The organism is candidate division WOR-3 bacterium, assembly GCA_039804165.1.
Classification (GTDB): domain Bacteria; phylum Hydrothermota; class UBA3072; order UBA3072; family UBA3072; genus JAFGHJ01.
In genome coordinates, this window is record JBDRZZ010000009.1 from 25,791 (window position 1) to 49,416 (window position 23,626).

General features: G+C 34.8%; 19 protein-coding genes and 1 riboswitch. Of the genes, 12 read left to right on the top strand and 7 right to left on the bottom strand.

Going from position 1 to position 23,626, the window contains the following annotated elements:
• The first annotated feature begins 138 nt into the window (after window positions 1-138).
• The 3 genes from recF to gyrB are packed head-to-tail and all read left to right on the top strand — an operon-like array spanning window position 139 to window position 3,378.
• The gene (gene recF / locus ABIN61_04695; protein ID MEO0293506.1) at window positions 139-1,221 is read left to right on the top strand and encodes a DNA replication and repair protein RecF; all 1,083 of its coding nucleotides are present in this window, start codon (window positions 139-141) and stop codon (window positions 1,219-1,221) included.
• Entirely contained in the window at window positions 1,172-1,465 is a 294-nt protein-coding gene (locus ABIN61_04700) for a DUF721 domain-containing protein (GenBank protein MEO0293507.1), read from the top strand. The genes recF and ABIN61_04700 overlap by 50 nt, the downstream gene beginning before the upstream one ends.
• The gene (gene gyrB / locus ABIN61_04705; protein MEO0293508.1) at window positions 1,465-3,378 is read left to right on the top strand and encodes a DNA topoisomerase (ATP-hydrolyzing) subunit B; all 1,914 of its coding nucleotides are present in this window, start codon (window positions 1,465-1,467) and stop codon (window positions 3,376-3,378) included. The genes ABIN61_04700 and gyrB overlap by 1 nt, the downstream gene beginning before the upstream one ends.
• Here gyrB and ABIN61_04710 read toward each other — a convergent pair.
• The 7 genes from ABIN61_04710 to asd form a co-directional block, all read right to left on the bottom strand.
• Window positions 3,375-3,989: a LysE family transporter gene (locus ABIN61_04710; protein ID MEO0293509.1), complete on the bottom strand. Its 615-nt coding sequence runs from the start codon at window positions 3,987-3,989 to the stop codon at window positions 3,375-3,377. The genes gyrB and ABIN61_04710 overlap by 4 nt on opposite strands.
• 67 nt (window positions 3,990-4,056) lie before the next feature.
• Window positions 4,057-5,049: a PorV/PorQ family protein gene (locus tag ABIN61_04715; protein MEO0293510.1), complete on the bottom strand. Its 993-nt coding sequence runs from the start codon at window positions 5,047-5,049 to the stop codon at window positions 4,057-4,059.
• An 11-nt stretch (window positions 5,050-5,060) separates the two neighbouring features.
• The gene (locus ABIN61_04720) at window positions 5,061-7,499 is read right to left on the bottom strand and encodes a hypothetical protein (protein ID MEO0293511.1); all 2,439 of its coding nucleotides are present in this window, start codon (window positions 7,497-7,499) and stop codon (window positions 5,061-5,063) included.
• Window positions 7,500-7,527: 28 nt separating this feature from the next.
• Complete coding sequence (locus ABIN61_04725) at window positions 7,528-10,821, bottom strand: TonB-dependent receptor (GenBank protein MEO0293512.1); 3,294 nt, start codon at window positions 10,819-10,821, stop codon at window positions 7,528-7,530.
• A gap of 236 nt (window positions 10,822-11,057) precedes the next feature.
• Entirely contained in the window at window positions 11,058-11,471 is a 414-nt protein-coding gene (gene nikR, locus ABIN61_04730) for a nickel-responsive transcriptional regulator NikR (GenBank protein ID MEO0293513.1), read from the bottom strand.
• A 12-nt stretch (window positions 11,472-11,483) separates the two neighbouring features.
• On the bottom strand, window positions 11,484-13,529 hold the full coding sequence (locus ABIN61_04735) for a TonB family protein (protein MEO0293514.1): 2,046 nt from the start codon (window positions 13,527-13,529) through the stop codon (window positions 11,484-11,486).
• Between the two features lie 1,186 nt (window positions 13,530-14,715).
• On the bottom strand, window positions 14,716-15,831 hold the full coding sequence (gene asd, locus ABIN61_04740) for an aspartate-semialdehyde dehydrogenase (protein MEO0293515.1): 1,116 nt from the start codon (window positions 15,829-15,831) through the stop codon (window positions 14,716-14,718).
• A 111-nt stretch (window positions 15,832-15,942) separates the two neighbouring features.
• Window positions 15,943-16,059: riboswitch (FMN riboswitch) on the top strand.
• A gap of 29 nt (window positions 16,060-16,088) precedes the next feature.
• Between asd and ribD the strand changes: the two genes are divergently transcribed.
• The 9 genes from ribD (at window position 16,089) to ABIN61_04785 (ending at window position 23,618) form a co-directional block, all read left to right on the top strand.
• Window positions 16,089-17,135, top strand: a complete 1,047-nt coding sequence (ribD, locus tag ABIN61_04745) for a bifunctional diaminohydroxyphosphoribosylaminopyrimidine deaminase/5-amino-6-(5-phosphoribosylamino)uracil reductase RibD (GenBank protein MEO0293516.1) — start codon at window positions 16,089-16,091, stop codon at window positions 17,133-17,135.
• Window positions 17,135-17,716 carry a riboflavin synthase gene (locus tag ABIN61_04750; GenBank protein MEO0293517.1) on the top strand — a complete coding sequence of 194 codons (582 nt, stop codon included), beginning with the start codon at window positions 17,135-17,137 and terminating at the stop codon, window positions 17,714-17,716. Before ribD ends, ABIN61_04750 begins: the two co-directional genes overlap by 1 nt.
• On the top strand, window positions 17,713-18,918 hold the full coding sequence (locus tag ABIN61_04755) for a bifunctional 3,4-dihydroxy-2-butanone-4-phosphate synthase/GTP cyclohydrolase II (protein MEO0293518.1): 1,206 nt from the start codon (window positions 17,713-17,715) through the stop codon (window positions 18,916-18,918). Before ABIN61_04750 ends, ABIN61_04755 begins: the two co-directional genes overlap by 4 nt.
• A gap of 10 nt (window positions 18,919-18,928) precedes the next feature.
• Window positions 18,929-19,393, top strand: a complete 465-nt coding sequence (gene ribH, locus ABIN61_04760) for a 6,7-dimethyl-8-ribityllumazine synthase (protein MEO0293519.1) — start codon at window positions 18,929-18,931, stop codon at window positions 19,391-19,393.
• The gene (gene nusB / locus ABIN61_04765) at window positions 19,390-19,812 is read left to right on the top strand and encodes a transcription antitermination factor NusB (GenBank protein MEO0293520.1); all 423 of its coding nucleotides are present in this window, start codon (window positions 19,390-19,392) and stop codon (window positions 19,810-19,812) included. The genes ribH and nusB overlap by 4 nt, the downstream gene beginning before the upstream one ends.
• 2 nt (window positions 19,813-19,814) lie before the next feature.
• A complete protein-coding gene (locus tag ABIN61_04770; GenBank protein MEO0293521.1) occupies window positions 19,815-20,540 on the top strand; it encodes a metallophosphoesterase family protein in 726 nt (241 codons plus the stop codon).
• 72 nt (window positions 20,541-20,612) lie between these two features.
• Window positions 20,613-21,122, top strand: coding sequence for a hypothetical protein (locus ABIN61_04775; protein MEO0293522.1), 510 nt, complete (start codon window positions 20,613-20,615; stop codon window positions 21,120-21,122).
• Between the two features lie 13 nt (window positions 21,123-21,135).
• Window positions 21,136-22,014, top strand: coding sequence for a DUF58 domain-containing protein (locus ABIN61_04780; GenBank protein ID MEO0293523.1), 879 nt, complete (start codon window positions 21,136-21,138; stop codon window positions 22,012-22,014).
• Window positions 22,011-23,618: a BatA domain-containing protein gene (locus ABIN61_04785; protein MEO0293524.1), complete on the top strand. Its 1,608-nt coding sequence runs from the start codon at window positions 22,011-22,013 to the stop codon at window positions 23,616-23,618. The genes ABIN61_04780 and ABIN61_04785 overlap by 4 nt, the downstream gene beginning before the upstream one ends.
• Window positions 23,619-23,626: the final 8 nt, after the last annotated feature.

Genomic DNA, 23,626 nt, shown 5'->3' on the forward strand with positions numbered 1-23,626 from the left:
TAAAAAAGAAACCAAAATAAATCTTGCTTCAAAAAGAATCATTTTAACCCTAAAATTTTCATTAACCTTTTATAAACAATTAGAAATCATAGACTTAAATCTCTTGACTATTTAGAATTTCTTTATATATTTTATAAAATGTTCCTTGAAATTTTACGTTGTAAGAACTTTCGGAATTTTAGAGAGATAGAGTTAGTTCTTCCGCCAGGAAGGATTTTAATTGTAGGAAATAACGGAGTAGGAAAGACCAATCTAATAGAGATGGTTTATTTCCTCTCTGTGTTTAGTTCTTTTAGAACTTCAAATATAGAAAATCTTCTTTGTTTTGGAAAACCCTATTTTGTTGTATCCGGTATCTATGGAGATACCGAGATAAAAATTAGCTATTCTAAGAAAAGGGAGATTTTTATAAATGACCTACCTCAAAAGAGTTTAAAAGAATCCTTTGGTAAAATACCTGTAGTTGCCTTAACAAATAAGGATTTAGTCATAATAGATGAAGAACCATCCAAAAGACGCCATTTAATAGATTTAAGCATATCTTTATATAATAGAAATTATCTTAATTACTTATATGAGTATAGAAGAGTAAAGAAACAAAGGAATTCTCTCCTCTTAGAAGCAAAAAATGGGAAAGAAATGAAAACTCTTGAAATATGGAATAAACAGTTAATAAAATTTATTTATCCAATAATTGAGGAAAGAAAAATTTTTTTGGAAAAACTTTCTGATTATACAGAGAAATTCTTTGAATACCTTTGTGGAGAGAAAGTAAAAATTAAATACATCCCAGGAGGAGATTATAGCGATATTGAAAATCAACTCAAAAAAAATATAAAAAAAGAAATAGAGATGGGTTACACCTTATTTGGGCCTCATAGAGATGATATTGAAATCAAAATTAATAATAAAGATGCAAAAGGAGTCCTTTCCTTTGGAATGAAAAAATTACTTATAAGCTCTCTAAAATTTGCTATTTCTTATATCCTAAAGGAAACTAGGAAACAAGAACCTATCTTGGTTATAGATGAAATGTTAGACGGATTAGACAGAAAAAATGCTGATTCCTTATGGGAAATTTTAAGTGAATTCAACCAAGTTTTTATTACAACCACAGAAAACACTTTTAAAAAAGAAGGAAATTATAATTTATATAAAATAGAGGAAAAAGATGGAACCCCTATTGTTAGGAGATGTGCTGAAAAAATATATTCAATCTAAACCTCTTGGAGAAAAACTATATATAATAGAAGTTTTAAAAGATTGGGATAAAATTTGTCCTCCTTTAATAGCCCAACACGTCTATCCAGCTTGGATAGAAGGCAAAAAATTATATCTATTTGTGGATTCCTCAGCTTGGTTAAATGAACTTTCTTTTTTTAAAGAAGAGTTAATAAATATTATAAATGAAAAAATTGGAAAGAATCTAATAAAGGAAATTCGTTTAACTCTTAAGGAGGAATAATGGAGAATAATGGATATATGGAATATACTGCTGCGAGCATAAAAGTTCTAAAAGACTTAGAAGGTGTCAGAAAAAGACCCGCTATGTATATTGGCGATACAGACAAAAGAGGGCTACATCACCTCGTTTTTGAACTTGTAGACAATTCAATCGATGAAGCGATGGCGGGGTTTTGTAATAAAATTACAGTTGTAGTTGGAGAGGATAATTCTGTAACTGTAGCCGATAATGGAAGAGGAATACCTGTTGATTTCCATGAAGAAGAAGGGAAATCAGCATTAGAAGTCGTTCTCACAACTCTCCATGCAGGAGGAAAGTTTGACACAAATATATATAAAGTTTCAGGAGGACTCCATGGAATAGGTGTTTCTGTAGTTAACGCTCTTAGCGAATGGATGGAGGTAGAAGTCGTAAGAGATGGTTATGTGTGGAGACAACGTTATGAAAGGGGAAAAGCTGTAACAGAATTAAAAAGAGGAGAGAAGAGAAAAACAACAGGGACAAAAATTACCTTTTATCCCGACCCTGAAATTTTTGACAATATTGAGTTCAGTAAAGAATATCTCTCAGAAAGACTTCGTGAATTAGCTTTCTTAAACAAAGGGTTAAAAATAGAACTTGAGTTTAGACCAACCGGAAAAAAAGAAATTTTCCAATACACAGGAGGGATAAAAGAATTTATAGAATATCTTGATAAAAGTAGAAACCCTATTCACCGTCATCCAATATATATATATAAAGCTGTTGATTCCTTTGTTCTCGAAGTTGCTTTTCAATTCAATGACTCTTATACAGAAAACATATTTACATACGCAAATAACATTAGAACAATTGAAGGAGGAACACATCTATCTGGTTTCAAAAGCGCCTTAACAAGAAGCATCAATCAATATATTAAGTCTCGAAATATTATTTCCGAAAAAGACGAATTAAAACTCACAGGAGAAGACATAAGAGAAGGTCTAACAGCAGTTGTTTCAGTAAAACTTCCGCAGCCTCAATTTGAAGGACAAACGAAAACAAGATTAGGAGATAGAGAAGTAGAGGGACTTGTGGCTTCTATTGTAGGAGAAGGATTTTCCGAATACCTCGAAAGACACCCAACAGAAGCAAAAAAGATAATAGAAAAATCAATAAATGCAGCCAGATCAAGAATAGCTGCTCAAAAAGCAAGAGATATTGTCAGAAGAAAAAATGCCTTAGAGTTAACAAGTCTTCCTGGTAAGCTTGCGGATTGTTCAACACAAGATCCAGAAAAAGCTGAAATTTTCATTGTGGAAGGCGACTCAGCAGGAGGTTCTGCAAAACAAGGTAGAGATAGAACTTTTCAAGCTGTTTTACCTTTAAGGGGTAAATTATTAAATGTAGAAAAAACAAGAATAAACAAAGTCTTATCAAATACAACAATCACTACCTTAATTTCATCTCTCGGAGTGGGAATTGGGAAGGACGATTTTGATTATAATAAACTTAGATATAAAAAAGTAATCATAATGACTGATGCAGATGTAGATGGAGCACACATAAGAACTCTATTGCTAACTTATTTCTTCAGATATGCAAGAGAAATAATTGAGCGAGGCAACCTTTACATTGCAAATCCTCCACTCTATCAAATAACAGATGGGAAAGAGAAAAAATGGGCTTACACAGAGAAAGAAAAAGAAGAACTTATTAAAAAATTGGGAGAGGATAAGGTAAGGGTCCAGAGATTTAAAGGGTTAGGAGAAATGACTCCAAGTCAACTTTGGGAAACCACAATGTGTCCAGAAACAAGAATCTTAAGGAAGGTAACAATAGAAGACGCAATAGAAGCAGATAGAATGTTTGATGTTCTAATGGGGAATGCTATTGGGCCAAGAAAAGAATTTATATTAAAGAATGCCCATTTTGTAGAGAATCTTGATATTTAAATTTTAATTAAGGCATCAAAAATAAATCTTCCTCCTAAAAAGAAAAGGGCAATTCCACAAAATAAAAAAACTCCTTTTTGGAATTTCTTTCCAAAAAATGAACCTCCTCTATAAGAGATAAAAGAAATGAAATACAACCATAAAAAATCACAAAGCCAATGCAAAATTACAAAAACAATGAACCATATAAATCCAAAATTTGAAAAACGCATTATTAAAGTAGCTCCAACTGTTGCCCACCATATTATAAAATATGGATTTCCAAGACTCAAAAGAATTCCTGAAATTACAGGCTTCCTTTTCCTTTGAATCCCTTCTACTCTCATATTCTTTATACTCCTCACCATATCCCAACCCATCCAAAACAAAAACATTCCTCCAATAATCCCCACAACCTCTCTAAATAAAGAAGTTTCTATAAAAGATTTAAAACCAAAGAAAATAAAAAAAATTAAGGGAAACTCAACAATCCCATGTCCAAAAGAAATTAAAGCTCCTGCGTTCGAATTTTTACTCCCTTCTCCAATAGTCACAGCTGTCAAAGGTCCGGGAGCCATTACCCCAGAAAGAGAAATGAAAATTGTCTGAAAAAGTAAAATCACTATATCCATTTATCTAAATAAAAAGAGAAGACGATAAGTCTTTCTTATCGCCTTCTCTTTTTAACTTCCCTATTTTTCAGAATGAAAATCCTAATGTTACCCTATTTACAAAATCCTCGTTAAACTGTCCAAACTCACTATAAGCAAAATCTAACTTAATGTTACCCGTATTAATTCCAATTCCACCCGACCAACTTTCTTCATCATATCCAAACTTATAACCTGCTCTTAACTTAAAAATTCTCGTTACACTAAGTTCTCCTCCAAGATGAAAACGCCTTCCATGATCACGAGCATGAATAAGGTCAAACTCTACCAATAAAGAATAATCTGGATGCTCTCCAAGAAAATCAAGGACATCCATTACAACTCCCAAATTGAACTTTAAAGGCAACCAGAATCCAGTAGTTCTCAAATCTTTAAATTCATATTTAACAGCAGGAGAAAAATTCAGAATGCTCATTCCAAAACCAAAACTTTTAAATCCAGGATAAAAAATAGTTCCAATATCATAAACAAGCGTACTGGCTTCGTTGTCTTTCCACACAGTATCACCTTCAGTTCCTTCAAAAGGACTTGCCCCTAAATGATTATAAGCGTATCTAAGGTTTCCACCAATCATAAACTTTTCCGTCAACCTTCTTGCGTATGAAATCCCAGTTGCATAAGCTCCAAGCTCTAATTCTCCTATTTCTTTATATCCTAAGGAATCTGTAGAAACAATTGTTCCAATCACTTTCCCATAGTCAGGAGTAAAGAAACTGAAACCTACACAACCAAAATTCCCCAGATTCGCAACAAATCCAACAGCATTTAACTCACTCTCAGCGATCCAGCTAACCTTAGAAAACATAAAATCAATCTTTTTCTCAAGCTTCGCAATTCCAGCAGGATTTTGAAAAATGGCATTTGCATCATCTCCAACCAACGTAGAAGCTCCTCCCATACCAGCTGATCTTGCACTGAGCTGAACATCCATAAATTTAAACCCTGCTTGCCCTAATTTCTTCATCTCTCCCGCAGATAAACCCAGAGAAGCCAAGAGGATCAGAATTAAAAACTTTCTCATTTTTTCCTCCTCTACCTTATTATGACAAACTTAACGTTTACGGTCTCGCCAGTCTTATTATCAACAATATTGGCAATATAGATATCACTCGCTAAATGCTGTCCTTCTTCGGTAACTTGATATATTTCTTTAGTTGGATTAACCCAAGCCTCATCTCCAGAACCCTTATGATTGATTGTCTTTATTAGGTCTCCCGTAAAGGTATAAATCCTAATTGTGCAGTCCTCTGTTAATCCAAAGAAATTAATCTTATCACTTCCCTCTCCATATCTACCAAGAACTGTGGCTGCATTAAATGGATTTGGAACCACCCTAACATTGGATAAGTCAGATGCAGCTTCTCTTTGTAATGAAGCAGCTCCAATTACACCAAAAGTATAGTTCTGCCATCTTCCACTTTCAAGAGGTTCAGGAGATCCTTTAACATCTCCAGGATAAGGAGTTTCTGGATGAGTCCCATCATCAAATGCAGCAACATAGTAATAGTAATTTTCTCCCCTAATAACATTTTGATCTTTATACTCATAAACAATATCTGAAGTCCAATCAACACCGCCACCAGGATTTGAACCGCCGCATTGGAAAACTAACTCCCACTTACCAGCCACACCTTCATTTGTGAGAAGAGGACCTGCTCTTCCACGAGAACGATAAACTTTAAAACCAGCAAGATCAGAGGGTTTATCAGCTTCTTCCTCATACCACCATTTAATATAAATATAATTAGGCATTGAGGTCACTTCAATTGAAGGAGGTGGAGGTGGAACCGGAGCTAAATAATCGTGGTCAAAGTTCCATTGAGCATTTATGGCGTGTCTTATTGCTGAATCCACTGTTGTATATACCCACATATCCTTAATTAAATTGGCACGATCGCATTGATGCCCAGGATCTTGCCAGACAGGAAAATGCCTATAAACAGGAGGGATATGAATCGTATCTTTTGGATTAGGAACATGAGGAAATGTATAACTTATATCATTTATATCAATAGTATCTCCACTCTTAGTAACAAACGTAATAGAACTATCTTTCCAAGCTTTTCCAACTCTCCAAGCAGTCTCCTCAGAAAGACGACCTCCACAATTAGCCCAGACAATGCGGAGAGAATCTCCATATTCCAAATGGAAAGGTCCCATACTTGACCAACCAACAATATGCCAGAAAACTTGAGCATCCGGCTCTAAATCATTCCATCTCCATACCCCTCTTTTATCAGTGGGCTTTGGATGGTAAGTACTTGGATAGGTCCCTTCCATATATTCTACATATGGATCATATGTAGGATCTCCTTTCTCTCCATAAATCATTGCATTATAAACGACTTCCCACTCATCTGGGGGTCTTTCAATAGAATGATGTTTATATTTAAGATCATCAGGACCATGGAATCCATGAGCTCTTGGCTGTGTTACATCATCATTCTCAGGGTAATTTTCTGGTTTTCCACTACTAGCATTTGGTCCTGGACCTATTGGTTTTATTGGTTTATGATTTGCATCTGTTTTTGGAGCAAATAGTGTAACTTCGCAACCCGAAGCACAATCATCTAAATAATCATATTCCATAAAAGATCCATAAGCATCACCCCAAGTAGAATAACCATATCTATCATATTCAAGAGCCGCATAAGAAATAAGACACCGCACAGAATCCCACCAAGTCCAATTTGGAGATTCTGGAGGATAAACTCCACTCCAAGTATACCACTCAGACTTTCTCTCATCTTCAGAATTTACAGTCATTTCAAGCTCTCTCATAAAGTATAAACTATCCAAAGCTTCCCCTTCTCGTTCAATCTCTGGATCTAAGTCAACATTACCTGTGTTTACAACAGTCCAATCATATATAACATATTGATTGTGGTTTTTAGAAACCCAAACAAGAACTCTCTGATAAATATCAAGGCCAAGCCAGGTTCTTGAATGAGTCTCTACCATAACATCAGCAGTCCCCCAAACTTTATTAGGAGCATAAAAATCACCAATTCCAAAGGCTCTCTGAATAGGGATCCCATTTACAATAATCTTTGGAGGACGATATCTGTAATATCTACAAATAGATAAACCACCCTCCAAATCCGGGACGGGAAATTGAATTTTAGTCGGCTCTGATTTACCATAATTTGCTCCCCCTAACTTAACAGGATATATAGTCCCAGTCTCAGGATCTTTCCAATTTCTACACCCCCAAACCGAACCAGAATTTCTTAGCCAGCTTCGCACCCATCCATCATCAGGTTGACCACTCCTTGGATCTTTTGCTCCATCGAAGTACCATGTTGACTGGAAATTCCCAAAAACCGCTTCACTTTGATCCGCAGCAGCACTAATTCTTGGATGAATCTCAGATTCTTGGATCCACTTCTCAGAGATACCTAAAATAGGAAGTGGAATTAGTGAAGTAGTTAGAATAAAAACCAAAGCAAAACAATAGAATTTCTCTCTCATTTCTTCCTCCTTAGCTCTTTGTTTAGCATTAAAAATCAACCCTCACACCAAAAACGAAATAGCGAGGATTGTGGAAGGCAAGATGTGGTAGATTTGGGTCATTAATATAAGGTTTCTCATCACTGCTAAAGTCTCCTGGTCGATCATTCCCTTTTTCTCCAAAGACCTCATAACCTTCTTCTCCATAAAGAGGCAATTTCAAGGATTTAAAATAATCATCTCTATCTTTCATATTAACAAAACAACCTGACCCTGCATCCAGATACTTCCAATTAAATAAATTATCAACCTCTCCAAATAGAGAGAGATTTACACCGGCAAAACTCAAATCTTTCGTAAGTCTTGCTTGAACATTCTGATAAGGCTTCCATTGCAAATTTAAAATCTTGCACTTTGGATCCCATGCTTCGTGGAGTGGATCAAAAGTTTCCCAAGCTCCCGCTTCCCAGGTATAGCTAAAGCTTAAAGAAATTCCTCCTAAAATTACTCCCAAATTCTTAGGTGTAAGGAATTGAATATTCGCATTCAGGATTGGCTGAGGACGAGTTATAACCTCTAATGTGTCCCAAGCTCCAAGTTGTGCATTATCAACTGGCTCATAGTAATGAGCCTTTCTACCAACTCTACCATAACTTCTAACCCTATAATCATAGTTCAACCAACCTCTAACCCAATCTCCAAATTCTCTACTAATCCTAAAGTCTATCCCACGAATGTCCTCAAAATTCAGATTTTCAGGAACCCTATAAGCAGGATTTGTCCTACCTTCTCCAAGATACCAAACTCCTTCAAGTTGATTCCTAATGTCTTTATAATAACCTGCAAGGTGAATCATAAATAAATTCCCAATACCCCAGTCTGTTCCAAGCTCATAAGCCCTTGTTAATGGCCATTCAAGCTCAGGATCTCCAACATACAAAACACTCAATCTATCAGGCCCCCAAGAGATCTGGTACATATCTTGAGAAGATGGTAGAGAATAAAAATCTCCATAACTAAAATACAACTTAACATTTTCTGCTATTGGATGGGAAACACTCACACGAGGTGATAAGTAAAAATGCCCTTTTGCAGGATGCATCTCTGCAGAAACTGTTTTATCCATCAAACCCTTCTTATAATCACTCGTGAATAAAGGCTCATAATTACGCAAGTTACTAAACCACTCGCAATTTGGATCATTCCAATCGGCCCTAACACCCACTGTTGCGATAAAACCTTCAAATTCAATCTTATCTTGAATGTATGCGCCTCCTCTAATCGGGCTAGCATCCCACTTCGTTACCCAGTTCTCATGATCAGCTTCCCATCTGTTTTTCTCGTAATAAGTGTGCATATCGTCATATTCATACTCAAAACCAACCTTTATTTCATTATTTGAATTAATCTGGGTCGTGAGATCAGCCTTAAAGGTCCAGGTCACAGAATGCGAAGAATCAACAGCTCCAGCACAAGATGCACCCATATCAATTCCATCCGGTTGAACAAGGGTGGAACCTATGAAATACCCATATGGAATCTCTGTGACTTTTATTCCGCTTGGTAAAGTATACTTTGTAACAGTATCTCTTGGCTCAAATGACTCATATGCGCTACACTCTCTTCTATTACCCAACCGAGTAATCCTCAAAGAATAAAAAGTCTTTTCACTTAACACATGGTCAAAAGAAATCCCTTGCATATCATAATAAACATTGTAAGGAGGTATAAAAGCAGGATAATAAGCCGCCATATTGGTTACTAAAAGACTTCTAAAAGCATCATCTGCACTTGTTAGATAAATTCCCCCAACTCCACTAGGTCTATTTCCAGCAGGACCTTCCTTATAACCTCTACCTTGAACGAATTCAATAACTTGATCTCCAAGAGTTCCTCTACTTAAATCCAAATAAGGTGGAGTTCCTTCTCCACCAAACTCTCCATTTGAATTATGAGATAAAGAGTTCCTTTCTCCATACATTAAATCAAGGGATACTTTCATTGATTTTGTAAGACGAGAAACCAACTTAAGACAACCATTATGCTCTGTAAAATACTCCCTGCTTGAAGGAAGAGGAAAAGCCTCTTTATTTAGCCTATAGGCTCCATAAAAACTCAAATCCCCCAAAAATTTACCAACTACAGGAACAGGACCTCCAAACCCAGCATCCACACTCCAGTCTGGTTTATCTCCGTATTTCCCTACCCTTGGAGGACCATCATAATCAGGAGGAACTAATTCTTCCGCACCCTGGAGTCTATGAGACCAAATAAAAGACTCCCTCAACTTCCTTGCACTATCAGGATTATTCTTAGCTAAAACAAGCCATCCATTTGTAAATTCTTTATACTTTTCCATTAAAGCTTTATAATATTCAGATGCAACAGTGTCACCTGCTTTCAAAGCGTTGTTGGACTTCTTTAAAAGACCTCTCTTCCCTAACCAACAAAGACTGTCTACATAATCTACCACAGTATCTTTCCCTTTTACCATTATTCTCATTGCAGGTGCCTCTGTTAAAACATAAGCTCCAACCCAATAATTTGTTGTATCAAATAGTGAAGGGCCAAGATGCTTCATATGGGGAGGGCTATACCTAAATGTAGCTGTCCCTTCATAACTAACAGAAGGTTCTCTTGTTACAATATTTATTAAACCAGCGCGAAGATTCCCATACTCTGGAGCAAAACCACCTTTTACCACACTCACTTCCTTTACCATACTTAAAGGTGGTCTTAAAGCAGGAGAATTCGTCCTACCATCTACTAAATTCAAACCATCTCTTGTAAAACTAACCTGATCCAAAGTTCCGCCTCGCACTAATAAATCTCGAACCCCAGCCTGCTTATTAATATAATCTCCAATATCATTAACAAAAGGAACCGCTTCTATATTTTCCCTTTTTGCAGAAATAGCTGAAGAGGCGAGGTCTAATTTTATAAGGTCTATTTTCGCCTTTACCGTAACTCCTTCTCCAGGAACCACAGTTCGCTTTAGTTCAAATTTAAGACGAGTAGTAAGATCTGAAACAACCTCTACACCTCTAAGAGTCATACTCTCATAACCTATTAACCTCGCTTGAACATTGTAAATATCGGGGGGAACATTCAAAATAAAGAAAAACCCATTCTCATCTGTAGCTGCTCCCATAGCGGTTCCTTCAATAATCACATTTGCACCAATTAGAGGTTCACCAGTTTGCGCATCTACAACAGTTCCAGCAATTTTTCCTGTAATACCCGCCTCAACATTCGGGCTATAGAAGAAGAAAGAAAAAACAAGAAGTGCTACAATTATAATCCTCCTGGGTGACAAAAAATTCTCCTTTCCCATCCTTTTCATCAGGACCTCCTTTCCTTAAGATTTAAAAAATGGGATAAGAACAAAAACCTTCGAAGAAAAGATTCAAGATAATAATTCCTTCTTTTTTGAATTTCTCTTTTATAAGTACTCAATTCTTATTGCACCTCTATAATTTAAAGTTATAAATCCTCCTTATCCTTATTAAATACTAATCCTTATCCTTAGTTTTGTGGTAAATTATAACAAAAAAAATTATCTTGTCAAGGGGAAAAATTTTAAAATTTCTTTCCTATACTTGCTTTTATAATGTCGCACTGTTTTACTCCTGTAGTAGATCTTAACTTATTATAAAACTTATAAATTTCCTTTACTTTTCCCCTAACACTAATTATTTCCATACAATTATCATAATCCATATGAATATGCTGGGTAGAAACAATAACCTTATGGAAATCGTGCTGTATATCTGTTATTTTCTCTGGAAGGCCACCTTTATGATGATTATAAACGACCAAAATACCACCACAAACTTCTCCTTCCTCTTCCCACTCTTTTTTCACTAATCTTTCCCTAATTAAATCTCTAATAGCTTCTGAGCGATTTTTATAACCCTCTTTTTTTATCAAATTATCAAACCTTTTAAGGAGATCCTCTCCCATAGAAATTCCAAATCTTATAACCTTCTCCATAAGGAAGCTATTTTACTCTACAAATCGCACAGGGAAAGAATACCAAATTGCTACAGGTCTATTACCCTGCATTGCTGGAGAAAACTTTAAATTCTTAGCGTTCTCTATCGCAACTTTATCCAAAATGGGATGGGCAGATTTTGCAAGAACCACTTTCGTAACATTCCCCTCCTCGGTTATCCACAAATTTAAGTAGACAGTGCCAGTAATTCCTAACCTTCTCGCAGCCTCAGGATACGGAAAGGAAACCTTATCAAGATTAAGAGGCTTTGGAGGAACTTCGTAAGGGATGAACTTTGGAGCTTCTTCTTCTTCCTCTAAAGCAGTATCAGCTGGTTTTTCGGGCTCCACTTTAGTAGGAGTTGTTAAAGTGGGTCTCCTCTCAGGAACTTGAGTGGGTGCAGAAGCTTGAAGAACTTCTTCTGCTACCGGGTTAGCTCTTGGTGGCCTCACAAGTTCTGGCCTAGATACCTCTTCTTCTTTCTTATAACTTTCCCCTAAAGAAGCAAGATCTACACTCACTTCAGGAATCCTCTCAAACCATAATTCATCAACATAAGATAAAATTGGTCTTCTGTCCTCCTCTGTTATACCTTGGATTCCTTTTTTAAGAAGGGTTATTTTACGGGGAGTATATAGAAAAGTATATGGAAGATCATCCCTAATTATTCTTTGGAACTCATATAAAGCTTCCTTTGCTTTTTCTCTATCAAGAGACAAAAGAGCTTCCCCAATTAGGCTATCTACTTTCCTGTTTTTATACCCAACAAAATTATAAACTCCATCAGAGCTCCAAATTGGGAATGGATTAAATTCCTTCTCAACATTCCATCCAAGGATATAAGCATCAAAATCTCCTTCAAATAATCTCTTAATCAACTCTACTCCAGAAACAGGCACAACATTTGCTTGAACCCCAATACCTCTAAGATTAGAAGCCACTATCTCTCCAACTCTTTTTCTGATCTCATTTTCTTGCTCAACCAAAATATTTACACTAAGTCCTTTATAATATGCCTCCTTTTTAGATTTCGAATAACCAAGACCTTCTATTATTTTTCTTGCAGTTTCCTTATCCTCATTCAATGTCCTTAACTCTGGATTATAAGCCCAATGTTCTGGAGTGATAGGTCCATCCACAACTTGACCATAGTTCTTTAAAACCTCAGAAATTATCCTTTTCCTATCTATAGCCATACTAAGAGCTTTCCTCAGTTCCTTATTTGGGAAACGTTTGAGATTCCATCCTATATATGTATACGATCTCCCTGGAGAAAGAACTTTCACATAAGAAGTAAGAGTATCATAATCTCCTGGAGGTAAATCATATGCAAGATCAACACTCCCTCTACCAAGCTCACTCATAAGTTCCTCTATAGAAGATGGGGTATAAAAAACTATCCTATTTAAAGGAGGAATCCCTTTAAAATATCCCTCATTTGCGACAAGCTCAATCCATTTCCCCTTATTCCATTCTTTCAGTTTAAAAGGTCCTGAACCAATTGGGTTTAAATTAAAATCAGCATTAATCAGATTTTCTTCCTTTTCCAAAATATGTTTTGGGATAGGGCGAATATTCGTAACCTGAAGTTCCCCTGCAAAAACTCTATTCAAATTGAAACGAACCTCTCTTGGAGAAAGCGCCTCAACACTCTCTACATAATTCAGTTTTTGAGCAAGTGGGGATTTATTTTCTTTTTTTAATATTTGATTAACTGTAAAAACTACATCTTCCGCTGTTATTGGTTTTCCATCATGCCAAGTTGCCCCTTTCGCAATGGTATAGGTAATGGACTTTAAATCTTCAGAATAAACCCAAGATTCGGCAAGAGCGGGTCTAACTTTACCATCTGGTCTTTCGGAAATTAAAGGAGCAAATATTTGTTCAGTTACAGGTGAAAGCCCTGAAATAGAAGGATAGATTGGATTTAAACTTGATGGCTCTTCAAATAATGCTATTATTAGCATACCTCCTCTTTTATCAGAATAATGAAACTCTTCCATCCTCTGGCAACTTAATAAAATAATAAATAAAAGAGTTACAATAAACTTTTTCATTCTCTCCTCCTTTTAATATAATCTTAAGGAAAATATTTAATTAGTCAAGGGGATAGAATAGCATAATAGTTAACCCCAAAGCAGATGATTTACGCTTCAGAGAGGTCTCTCACAAAAAGAGATGAGATTTACAAAATTACGAGGTTATAAAAATATGCAACCCTTTGATAACTCAAAAAACGATTTGATATGGTAAGATATGCTAAAAAGAATCCATAGCCAAGGCAACTCGGATATTCAAAACAGAAAGATCCACTTTTTGCAAATAGCTTAAGAGACATGGCACACAGAAGATTTATAATCGTCCGAGAGCTTCAAAGAAAGTTTACAAAACTTCGGGATGTATAGAGGTTTTAATAGTGAAGAAACGCATTAGGTAAAATATCCACCAAAACATTAACGAGAGATTTTGGTATTCCAGTATATCATAAAACCGGAGGGAGAATTCTTCTCCAGAGAAAAGAGAATTTAGACGAAAATATACCAGAAAAGAAATAGCTTTTATAAAACAGAAATGGAACTCTTTTACTCAGATAGATATAAGATACCAATCATCTAGACAAGATTTTCATTTTATTTTTCTTTTATGAAAGCCCTGGGATTACCGAAATAAAGCATAGTACAAGATGTATAATCAAATGGGTTATATTTTACTCCTTACTCACAAAATATAAGTTTAGTTCATTCCTGTATATTTGGAAGGCTTTTATGTGAGTTCTTAAGCAGAGATAGGATAGGAGAATGATCTCGGAATGAGATGTAGAAACTCTTCATGCTATAATAGAAATAGAATTCTTTGATATAGAAGTTTTTAATTCGAAAGGACATTTTTCATAAAATCAATAATTATCTGTTCTTTTCAATACAATAGAAAGAGCCTAAAACAAGAAAGTAAAAACTCCATCGGATATACTGATTGAAAAATCTTGAAATTCTCCACTAGTTTTATTTTAGATCTTGATAACCTCTTGGAAAAGAAGATGGGGTTATCTTTAGATAGAAAGAGGACGTTGTGAATTACATCTTAAAATGTAAAACACTTGTCTTGGAATGTGTAAAATTAAACTTGGGGAAAGCATAAAATGAGTGATAAGAGAGTGCATAATAAAATTTAAAAGAATTTGGTAAAATAATCCCTTCATTAGAATTTATGTATACTCTGAGAGAAAACCATTCCCTGTTTCCTTCAACTAAGATATTCTAAAGTTATATTAAGCATTCTCCTTATTGGTTCTGCTGCTCCCCAAAGAAGTTGATCCCCTACTGTAAATCCTGCTAAATATTTAGGTCCTATATTCATTTTCCTAAGACGTCCAACAGGAACGGTTAACTTCCCTGAAACAGCTGCGGGAGTTAATTCTTTAATTGTATCCTCATAAGTATTTGGGACAAGTTTAACCCACTGGTGTGCTTCTCTAATCATATCCTCTATCTCAGATAGAGGAATATCTTTCTTTAACTTAATAGTGAATCCTTGAGAATGACATCTCATAGCTCCAATCCTAACACAAATTCCATCTACGGGAATAGGCTCTTTAGTTTTCAATATTTTGTTTGTCTCAGCCATTCCCTTCCACTCTTCCCTTGTCTGCCCATTTGCCATTGGAGAATCTATCCATGGGATTAGACTTGTAGCAAGCGGAACCTTGAATTCCTCTAAAGGAAGAGTGCCGTCTCTCAACTTTTGGGTTATAATGAAGTCCAACTCAAGGGCTGCAACTTGTGGTTTATCCAATAATTCCTTCACAGACTCACTAAGAGTAACCATCTGCTTTACAAGTTCTATCATATTCTTAGCTCCAGCCCCAGAAGCTGCTTGATAAGTCATAGAAGAAATCCATTCTACACAGTTATTCTTAAAAAGACCGCAAAGAGCCATAAGCATTAAACTTACAGTGCAATTCCCTCCAATATAGGAACGAATCCCGGTAGCAATGGACTCTTCTATTACTTCTTTATTAACAGGATCAAGAACAATAACAGAATCCTCCTCCATTCTTAGCTTAGAGGAAGAATCTATCCAAAAGCCTTTCCAACCATTTTTTCTTAATTCTGGATAAACCCTTCCGGTATAATCACTACCCTGACAACTAACAATAACATCCATCTTAGATAGAAGCTCAGTATTAAAAGCATCTTGAAGTTCTGGAACATCTATTCCAATTGAAGGGCCTTTTGCTCCAACCTGAGAGGTTGAAAAAAATAAAGGCTCAAAACCTTTAAAATCCCCTTCAGCCTTCATTCTCTCTAATAAAACTGAGCCTACCATTCCCCTCCAACCAACAAAACCTACCTTCACCATATTCATCTCCTATTCCAAAGAAAAGTATTAAATTTGTCCATTTTGTCAAGAACTCTGCCAATTCTTGTAAAAATCTCCTTGACAAACTTTTAAAATAAATTAATTATAAATCTATCTCTTCGGGGTTGGGTGAAATTCCCGACCGGCGGTAAAAGCCCGCGAGGAGAAAATCCCGATTCGGTGAAATTCCGAAGCCGACGGTTAAAGTCCGGATGGGAGAAGAGATTGGTTAAGCCCCCGAAGAGGGGGTTTTTTATATGAATAAATTGGATGAGTATTTTTTAAGAAAAACTTTTGAAATTGCAAAAAAGGGGGAAGGATTGGTCTCACCAAACCCTCTTGTAGGAGCTTGCGTTGTAAAAGAAGGAATTCTTGTTGGAGAAGGTTATCATCGTGGTCCAGGAACCCCTCATGCAGAAGTAGAAGCAATAAAAAAAGCAGGGGATAAAGCAAAAGGCGCAACTCTTTATGTTTCTCTTGAACCTTGCTCTCATTACGGAAATACCCCTCCTTGTGTTGAATTAATTGAAAAAAGCGGAATAAAAAGAGTTGTGGCTCCCATAAAAGATCCAAACCCTATTGTAAATGGAAAAGGCTTTAAGTTCTTGAAGAGAAAGGGGATCCAAATCACAACGGGACTTCTTGAAGAAGAAGCGAAAAAATTAAACCCTTTTTATTTGAAATATATAAAAACAGGAATACCCTATGTTATTCTTAAAGCTGCTCTTTCTCTTGATGGAAAGATTGGGAATCCTGAAAAAGGAATTTTCAAAATAACCTCTAAAGATTCTCTGAAAGAGGTGCATTACTATAGAAAAAAAGTAGATGCATTATTAATTGGTGTTAACACTGTCCTAATAGACAATCCCGAACTAACAGTTAGGTTTACAAAAGCAAAAAAACAACCCTTAAAAATAATAATAGATCCATATCTAAAATGCCCCAAAAATGCAAAAATTTTTAAAATTGGAGGAAAAGTAATAATTGTCACAACAATTAAAGAAGCAAAACAAAAATATCCTGAAGCTAAAGTATGGGTCTTTAAAGAAAAAAGGGGAGTAATAGATATAAGAGAAATTCTTAAGAAAGCTGGAGAAGAAAAAATAACTTCTATTATGGTGGAAGGAGGAAGCGAAACCTTCACTCACTTCATTAATTCTGGAGTGGTGGACAAATACCTTCTTTTCTACTCTCCTTCTCTTATAGGGGAAGGAATCCCTTTCGTCAAAAGCGTAAAAAAGAGAATCTTCTTGGATTTAAATACAAAAAAAATTGGAAGAGATATTCTTTTGGAGTCAGAATAATGTTTACGGGTCTAATCAAAAATCTAATAAAGCTTGATAGAATAGAAAAAGAAAACGGATTTATATCTCTTTATTTAAAATTACCATTTCCAGCTGCAATTGGAGATAGTGTCGCAATTAACGGAGTTTGCCTTAGTATTTCAAAAATAATAGGGAAAACATCAATCTTTCAGGCTACAGAAGAAACGATCTCCCGAAGTAATATCTCAAGACTTTCTTCGGGAGAATGGGTAAACATAGAACCTTCTATGAAAATGGAAGATTTATTCCATGGACATCTTGTTTATGGACATATTGATGGTGTTGGAAAAATTATTAATATAAGGAAAAAACCTTCATCCTATATCTTCACAATTGAATATCCCAAAGAACTCTCCCCTTTTATAGCAGAAAAGGGAAGTATTGCACTTGATGGAGTATCCCTTACGGTTTCAAAAGTTGAAAAAGAAACTTTTGAAGTTGTTATTATCCCCCATACTTTACAAAAAACAAACTTCCAGTATAAAAGAATTGGAGATTATCTCAATATTGAAATTGACCCAATAGCGCGTTATTTAAGTAAAATAATGGAGAAAAAATGAAAAAGTTAAGTTCAATAGAAGAAATACTTGACGATGTAAAAAAAGGTAAGCCCATAATTCTTGTTGACGACGAAGATAGAGAAAATGAAGGAGATTTTGTTGTAGCTTCCGAAAAAGTAACGCCAGAGATAATAAACTTTATGGCAAAAGAAGGAAGGGGGCTAATTTGTGTTTCTTTACCTGAGAAAAGATTATTAGAACTTGAACTTCCTTTAATGACAACTAATATAACAGCTCGTCATGGAACTGCTTTTGCAATATCCGTGGATGCTAAAGAAGGAACAACCACTGGAATAAGTGCCTTTGATAGAGCCCTTACAATTAAGAAACTAATAGATCCTAAAACAAAACCTTCGGATCTATCAAGACCAGGGCATGTCTTTCCAATAATGGCGAGGGAAGGAGGCTCTTTAAGAAGAGCAGGACATACTGAAGCAGGAGCTGATATTGCAAAAATTGCGGGATTTTATCCTTCCGCTGTAATATGTGAAATAATGGACGAAAATGGAGAAATGGCAAGACTTCCAAGGCTTTTAGAAATTGCAAAAAAACACGATCTTAAAATAACAACGGTAAAGAGTGTTATAGAGTATAGACAAAAGAGAGAAAAACTTGTTATAAGAGAGTTAGAAGTTGATTTCCCAACTCTTTATGGAAGATTTAAATTAATACCCTATACAACCAAAATAGATGACAAGGTTCATCTAGCCCTCGTAAAAGGTGATGTTGCAGGGAAAAAGAATGTTGTTGTTCGTGTTCACTCAGAATGTTTAACTGGTGATACTTTGCGTTCTTTACGTTGTGACTGTGGAGGACAACTAGTAAATGCCCTCAAAATAATCGGAAAAGAAGAAAGAGGTGTTTTTTTGTATATGAGACAGGAAGGAAGAGGCATCGGATTACTTAATAAATTAAAAGCTTATAAACTTCAAGATGAAGGCTACGACACAGTAGAAGCAAACATAGAGTTAGGATTTAAAACAGACCTCCGGGATTATGGGATAGGAGCTCAAATTCTTAAAGATCTTGGGCTTTCATCTATTAGACTCTTGACAAACAACCCAAGAAAAATAGTAGGTCTTGAAGGATATGGGCTTAAAGTGGTAGAAAGAATCCCGTTAGAAGTCGAACCAACCGAAGAAAACATTAAATATCTAAAAACAAAGAAACAAAAACTTGGTCACACTCTTAAGAATGTATAAAGGAGGAGAAATGGAGTATAAAGGATTAATAAAAGGAAAAGGAGTAAAAATAGCAATTGTGATCTCAAGGTTCAATTCAAGAGTGACAAATCTTTTAAAAGAAGGAGCTCTTGATTGCCTTATTAGACATGAGGTTAAAGAAGAAGATATTGACATTTACTGGGTCCCAGGTTCTTTTGAGCTCCCAATGTTTCTTTCTAAACTTACAAAGATAGAAAAATATGATGGTTTTATTGTTCTTGGAGCTTTAATTAGAGGAGAAACCCCACACTTTGATTTCTTGGCAAATGAAACAACAAAAGGGATTGCAAAATTGGCTCTGGAAATACAAAAGCCTATTGGGTATGGTGTTATAACTGCCGATACTGAAGAACAAGCTTTAAGTAGAGCTGGGCTAAAAAGTGGAAATAAAGGATGGGATGCAGCTCTTTCAACTCTTGAAATGATAGATCTTTATAAAAACATTAAAAAATGAAACCGGGAAGTAGAAGACTTGGAAGAATCCTTGCTGTCCAAGCTCTTTATCCTGCAAGAATAGATCTTAAATTCTCATCTGATAATCTCGAGAAAGTTCTCAGCTTAAACAACGAAAAATACAGTGAAGAAGCTGTAAATTTTGCAAAGACATTACTAAAACTTGCAGAGGAACATTTAGATGAAGCAGATACATTAATAAAATCTGTGCTTGAAAACTGGGAATGGGATCGTCTATGTGCAATTGATAGAACAATTCTTGGAATTGCAGTTTTGGAACTTCTCTATTTACCTGATGTTCCACCCAAGGTCGTTATAAATGAAGCAATTGAAATTGCGAAAGAATACTCAACAGAGAAATCCGGAATATTTGTAAATGGAATTTTGGATTCTATAGCAAGAAAGAAAAATCTTTTATAAAAATGATATATGGCATAATTTCTGATATCCACGGAAACTTAGAAGCTCTTCTCTCTGTCCAAAAATACCTTGAATCTCATAGAGTTGAAAAGGTAATTTGCCTTGGAGACATCGTGGGTTATGGAGCAAATCCGAGAGAATGCATAAAAGTTGTAAAAAAGATTTCCCAAATTATCCTCGCTGGCAATCATGATTTTGCAGTTTGTGGGAAAACTCTAATAGAAGATTTTAATCCCTATGCAAAGGAAGCAGTTCTATGGAGTAGGGAAGTTTTAAACGAAGAAGAATTAATTTTTCTTGGAAATCTTCCATTTAAATATGAAGAAGATGATACAATTTTTGTGCATTCTTCCCTCCACCGTCCAGAAGCATGGAGATATCTTTTTGATCCAGTTGATACATATAAAGACTTTCAAATTATGGAAAAAAACACTCTTTTTGTAGGACATACTCATGTTCCAATAATTTTCGAGGATGATGGGATAAAAGTAAAAATGCTGAATTCTCCAGATTTATACTTATCACCAAACAATAAATATATTATAAATCCTGGAAGTGTAGGGCAACCAAGAGACAGAGATCCAAGAGCTTCCTTTATAATTTACAATTCAAAAGAAAGAAATATCAAAAGGATTAGAGTCGAATATAACATAAAAGAAGCTCAAAGAAAAATTAGAGAAGCTGGACTGCCAGAAATTCTTGCGACTCGTTTAGAATATGGAGGATAACTTAAATTATCTTATCCCTCTTGACATAATTAATTTATTAATTATTCTTAAGGGAAAAGGAGGCTGGATTAAATGAATAGAACTATACTAAGAATTCTGGATATTTTAATTATTGTCTCTTTTTTTGTTTTACTATATATCTTAATTGAACCGCAGTATCAAAACGCAAAAATAACAACAAAAAAGAGGAAACTACAGTCAAATATGTTCGTAGTAAAGGCAGCCATTGAAAGATATAGAGCTTTCCATAGCGGGGTTATACCTTCAAGAATAGAAGATATTTATGAAAATATGAAAACATTTGGGATCCCAACAAATCCCTATACGAATCAAAATTTGAGTTTATCTGATTTTAATAAATTTACTTATATTTCCATATCTCAAATAGAAGAAGTAGATACAAATAGCTTTCATGCAGAACAAAGAGGTAAACCTGGTGGCATAGGAATTGGCTTCTATTTCCCTCCGGTTCAAACCGATTCTCTTCCTCTAGGATACGGAATAATAGGTTTTGATTCGGAAGGAAAACCTCTTACTATAAAGGAAGGAGAAAAAGTCAGAGTCTTTGTCCTTACCGAATAATTCTTAAAAATCTTTGGAACTTTTAAGACCTGAAATCTTAGAAAAAATAAAAGCTCTTGACTTAAGAGCAAAAATAATTGTAAAAGGATTTCTTTCTGGTTTACATGAAAGCCCATACCACGGTTTTTCCTTAGAATTTAAAGAACATAGACCCTATTACAAGGGAGATCCTATAAACAAAATTGATTGGAAATTATATGGAAGAACAGAAAGATTTTTTCTGAAGAAATATGAAGCAGAAACAAACCTATCTGCCTTTCTCTTAGTAGATAAGAGCAACTCAATGAATTTCGGGGAAGAGATTTCCAAATTTCAATATACAAGAACTCTTGCCGCTTCTCTTGCTTATCTTTTGCTTCGACAAAACGACTCCGTTGGTCTTGTCTTATTTAGTGCAAAAATAGAATCTTTTATTCCTCCAAGAAGCCAGATGAATCATCTTACACATTTACTCTCTTCTTTAAGTAGAAACGAACCTTCTGGGAAAACTTCTCTTTGTGATGTAATTTTTGAGCTTTTATCTTTGGTAAAAAAAAGAGCTCTCTTCATTATATTTTCTGACCTTTTAGAAACTCCTTCAAACGTAACAAAAACTATCAATATAATGAGAGCGAAAAAACACGAAATTATTATTTTCCATATTCTTGACAGAAAAGAATTGGAGTTCCCATTTAGAAAAGAAGCCATCTTTAGGGATATGGAGGATCTTAAAACTTTATCCACTGATCCCAAAAGCATAAACTTGATGTATAAAGACAGATTTAAAAAATTCCTTGAAGCTTACAAATCAGGCTTTGCGCCCAAAAAAATTGATTATTCTCAGATTACAACTGACACTCCTTATGATTATGCTCTTGTTACATATCTCAAGAAAAGGAAGAGATTACTATGATTTTCCCTAATTTTCTTATTCTACTCCCTATAATAGCAATCCCAATAATAATTCACCTTTTAGGGAGAAAAAAATTAAAGAGAATAGATTTTCCAACTTTACTCTTTATTATAAAAAGTGAGGTAAAACTTATTAGGTGGATTCAATTAAAAAATCTTCTTTTACTTTTTCTACGGATAATTATCCTCGTATTTATTATCTTATCTGCAGGAGGAGTTAAGATACCTTTTTCTATTTTTGGTCCAGGAGAAATATTTCTCATAGATAAATCACCTTCTATGGAAAGGTTCACTTCACCGAAGAAAAATTCAATAATTATTCCTACAAATTTAGGGATTCCTCTTTTTCAAGAATACTTTAAAAAATACCCATTTGGTGTTTTAATAACTGATGCTCAGAGAAATGGATTTACAAAAATATTACAAGAAAGAACTAAATATCCAGGAATAAAAATAAAAAAGATTCCTTTACCAGAAGGAAATCTTGGAATAATAGAAGCCAAGACTGGGGCAAGTTTTGAAGAGGAAGAAACCCCTATATTCTTTAAAATACTTAACGAATATAAAGATGAAAGGAAAACAAAAGTTTTATTAAAATTGGATGGAAAGTTAATAAAAGAAGAACATAAATTTTTAAAAAGGGGAGAAAACGAATTCCTATTAACTTTCTCCACAAAAAGAGGTCTCCACGAATTAGTTCTTGAAATAGAAGACGAAGAAGGACTGAAATTTGACAATAAGTATTATCTTGCTCTAAGAACACAAAGTAAAAAGAAAATTTCTATTGTTTCTCTTAACTATCCTGAAAGACTAATAGCAGCTCTTTCTTTCCCCTATTTTGAAACGAAATGGATAAAAAAAACTTCGGAAATAAAAGAAGACTTTTTTATTGCTTCTTCTTATTCAGAAGAAGATTTATCTTCTTTACTTCTTAATCCAACTCCTGGAATTATTTCCTTAAGTGGAGAAAAAAACACTGTAATCTCTAATAAAATTCCCTGGAGAATCTCAACTATCGCAGAAACTCCTTTTGGAGAAATTCCAAAAATAAAATTTTTAGATGAAATTCCAATTAAATATAATTGTTTCATTAAAGCTGGGGAACCTTTATTTTATTTCAAAAACGGAGATCCCTTCATAACCAAGTTAAAAAATCATTTAATTCTTCCTTTTTCTTTAGAGGAAAATGACCTATCGTTACATCCAGTATTTATTCCTTTTCTTTTTAACCTAATTGGTTCACTTTCTGATGAAGTTTTTTATAAAAATATCTTTTTGGATGAACCAATTTTAATAAAAAGCTCCTTCCCCCTGGAAATTGTAACTCCTGACGGGAAAAGATATAGAATGCTTCAAAAAAGTGAGAACATTTACATTTTTAAAGAAACAAAAATATGTGGAATTTATAAGTTGAGCGATGGTTTCATGACAAAAGGATTAATAGCGGTAAACACCCATCCTTCTGAATCCAAAATTGAAACTCTCAAAGACGAAGAAATCAAATCCATCTTTGGAATAAGCAATCTTACAAATGGCTCTTTTTTATTTCTGGTTTTTGCTCTACTCTGTTTTATTCTCACTCTTTTTGTCGAAAAAAGAGATTAATTAAGAAA

Bases quoted from the DNA above. Each gene is read 5' to 3' on its own strand.
- recF (MEO0293506.1), top strand. From the start codon at position 139: ATGTTCCTTGAAATTTTACGTTGTAAGAACTTTCGGAATTTTAGAGAG.
- ABIN61_04700 (MEO0293507.1), top strand. From the start codon at position 1,172: ATGGAACCCCTATTGTTAGGAGATGTGCTGAAAAAATATATTCAATCT.
- gyrB (MEO0293508.1), top strand. From the start codon at position 1,465: ATGGAGAATAATGGATATATGGAATATACTGCTGCGAGCATAAAAGTT.
- ABIN61_04710 (MEO0293509.1), bottom strand. From the start codon at position 3,989: ATGGATATAGTGATTTTACTTTTTCAGACAATTTTCATTTCTCTTTCT.
- ABIN61_04715 (MEO0293510.1), bottom strand. From the start codon at position 5,049: ATGAGAAAGTTTTTAATTCTGATCCTCTTGGCTTCTCTGGGTTTATCT.
- ABIN61_04720 (MEO0293511.1), bottom strand. From the start codon at position 7,499: ATGAGAGAGAAATTCTATTGTTTTGCTTTGGTTTTTATTCTAACTACT.
- ABIN61_04725 (MEO0293512.1), bottom strand. From the start codon at position 10,821: ATGAAAAGGATGGGAAAGGAGAATTTTTTGTCACCCAGGAGGATTATA.
- nikR (MEO0293513.1), bottom strand. From the start codon at position 11,471: ATGGAGAAGGTTATAAGATTTGGAATTTCTATGGGAGAGGATCTCCTT.
- ABIN61_04735 (MEO0293514.1), bottom strand. From the start codon at position 13,529: ATGAAAAAGTTTATTGTAACTCTTTTATTTATTATTTTATTAAGTTGC.
- asd (MEO0293515.1), bottom strand. From the start codon at position 15,831: ATGGTGAAGGTAGGTTTTGTTGGTTGGAGGGGAATGGTAGGCTCAGTT.
- ribD (MEO0293516.1), top strand. From the start codon at position 16,089: ATGAATAAATTGGATGAGTATTTTTTAAGAAAAACTTTTGAAATTGCA.
- ABIN61_04750 (MEO0293517.1), top strand. From the start codon at position 17,135: ATGTTTACGGGTCTAATCAAAAATCTAATAAAGCTTGATAGAATAGAA.
- ABIN61_04755 (MEO0293518.1), top strand. From the start codon at position 17,713: ATGAAAAAGTTAAGTTCAATAGAAGAAATACTTGACGATGTAAAAAAA.
- ribH (MEO0293519.1), top strand. From the start codon at position 18,929: ATGGAGTATAAAGGATTAATAAAAGGAAAAGGAGTAAAAATAGCAATT.
- nusB (MEO0293520.1), top strand. From the start codon at position 19,390: ATGAAACCGGGAAGTAGAAGACTTGGAAGAATCCTTGCTGTCCAAGCT.
- ABIN61_04770 (MEO0293521.1), top strand. From the start codon at position 19,815: ATGATATATGGCATAATTTCTGATATCCACGGAAACTTAGAAGCTCTT.
- ABIN61_04775 (MEO0293522.1), top strand. From the start codon at position 20,613: ATGAATAGAACTATACTAAGAATTCTGGATATTTTAATTATTGTCTCT.
- ABIN61_04785 (MEO0293524.1), top strand. From the start codon at position 22,011: ATGATTTTCCCTAATTTTCTTATTCTACTCCCTATAATAGCAATCCCA.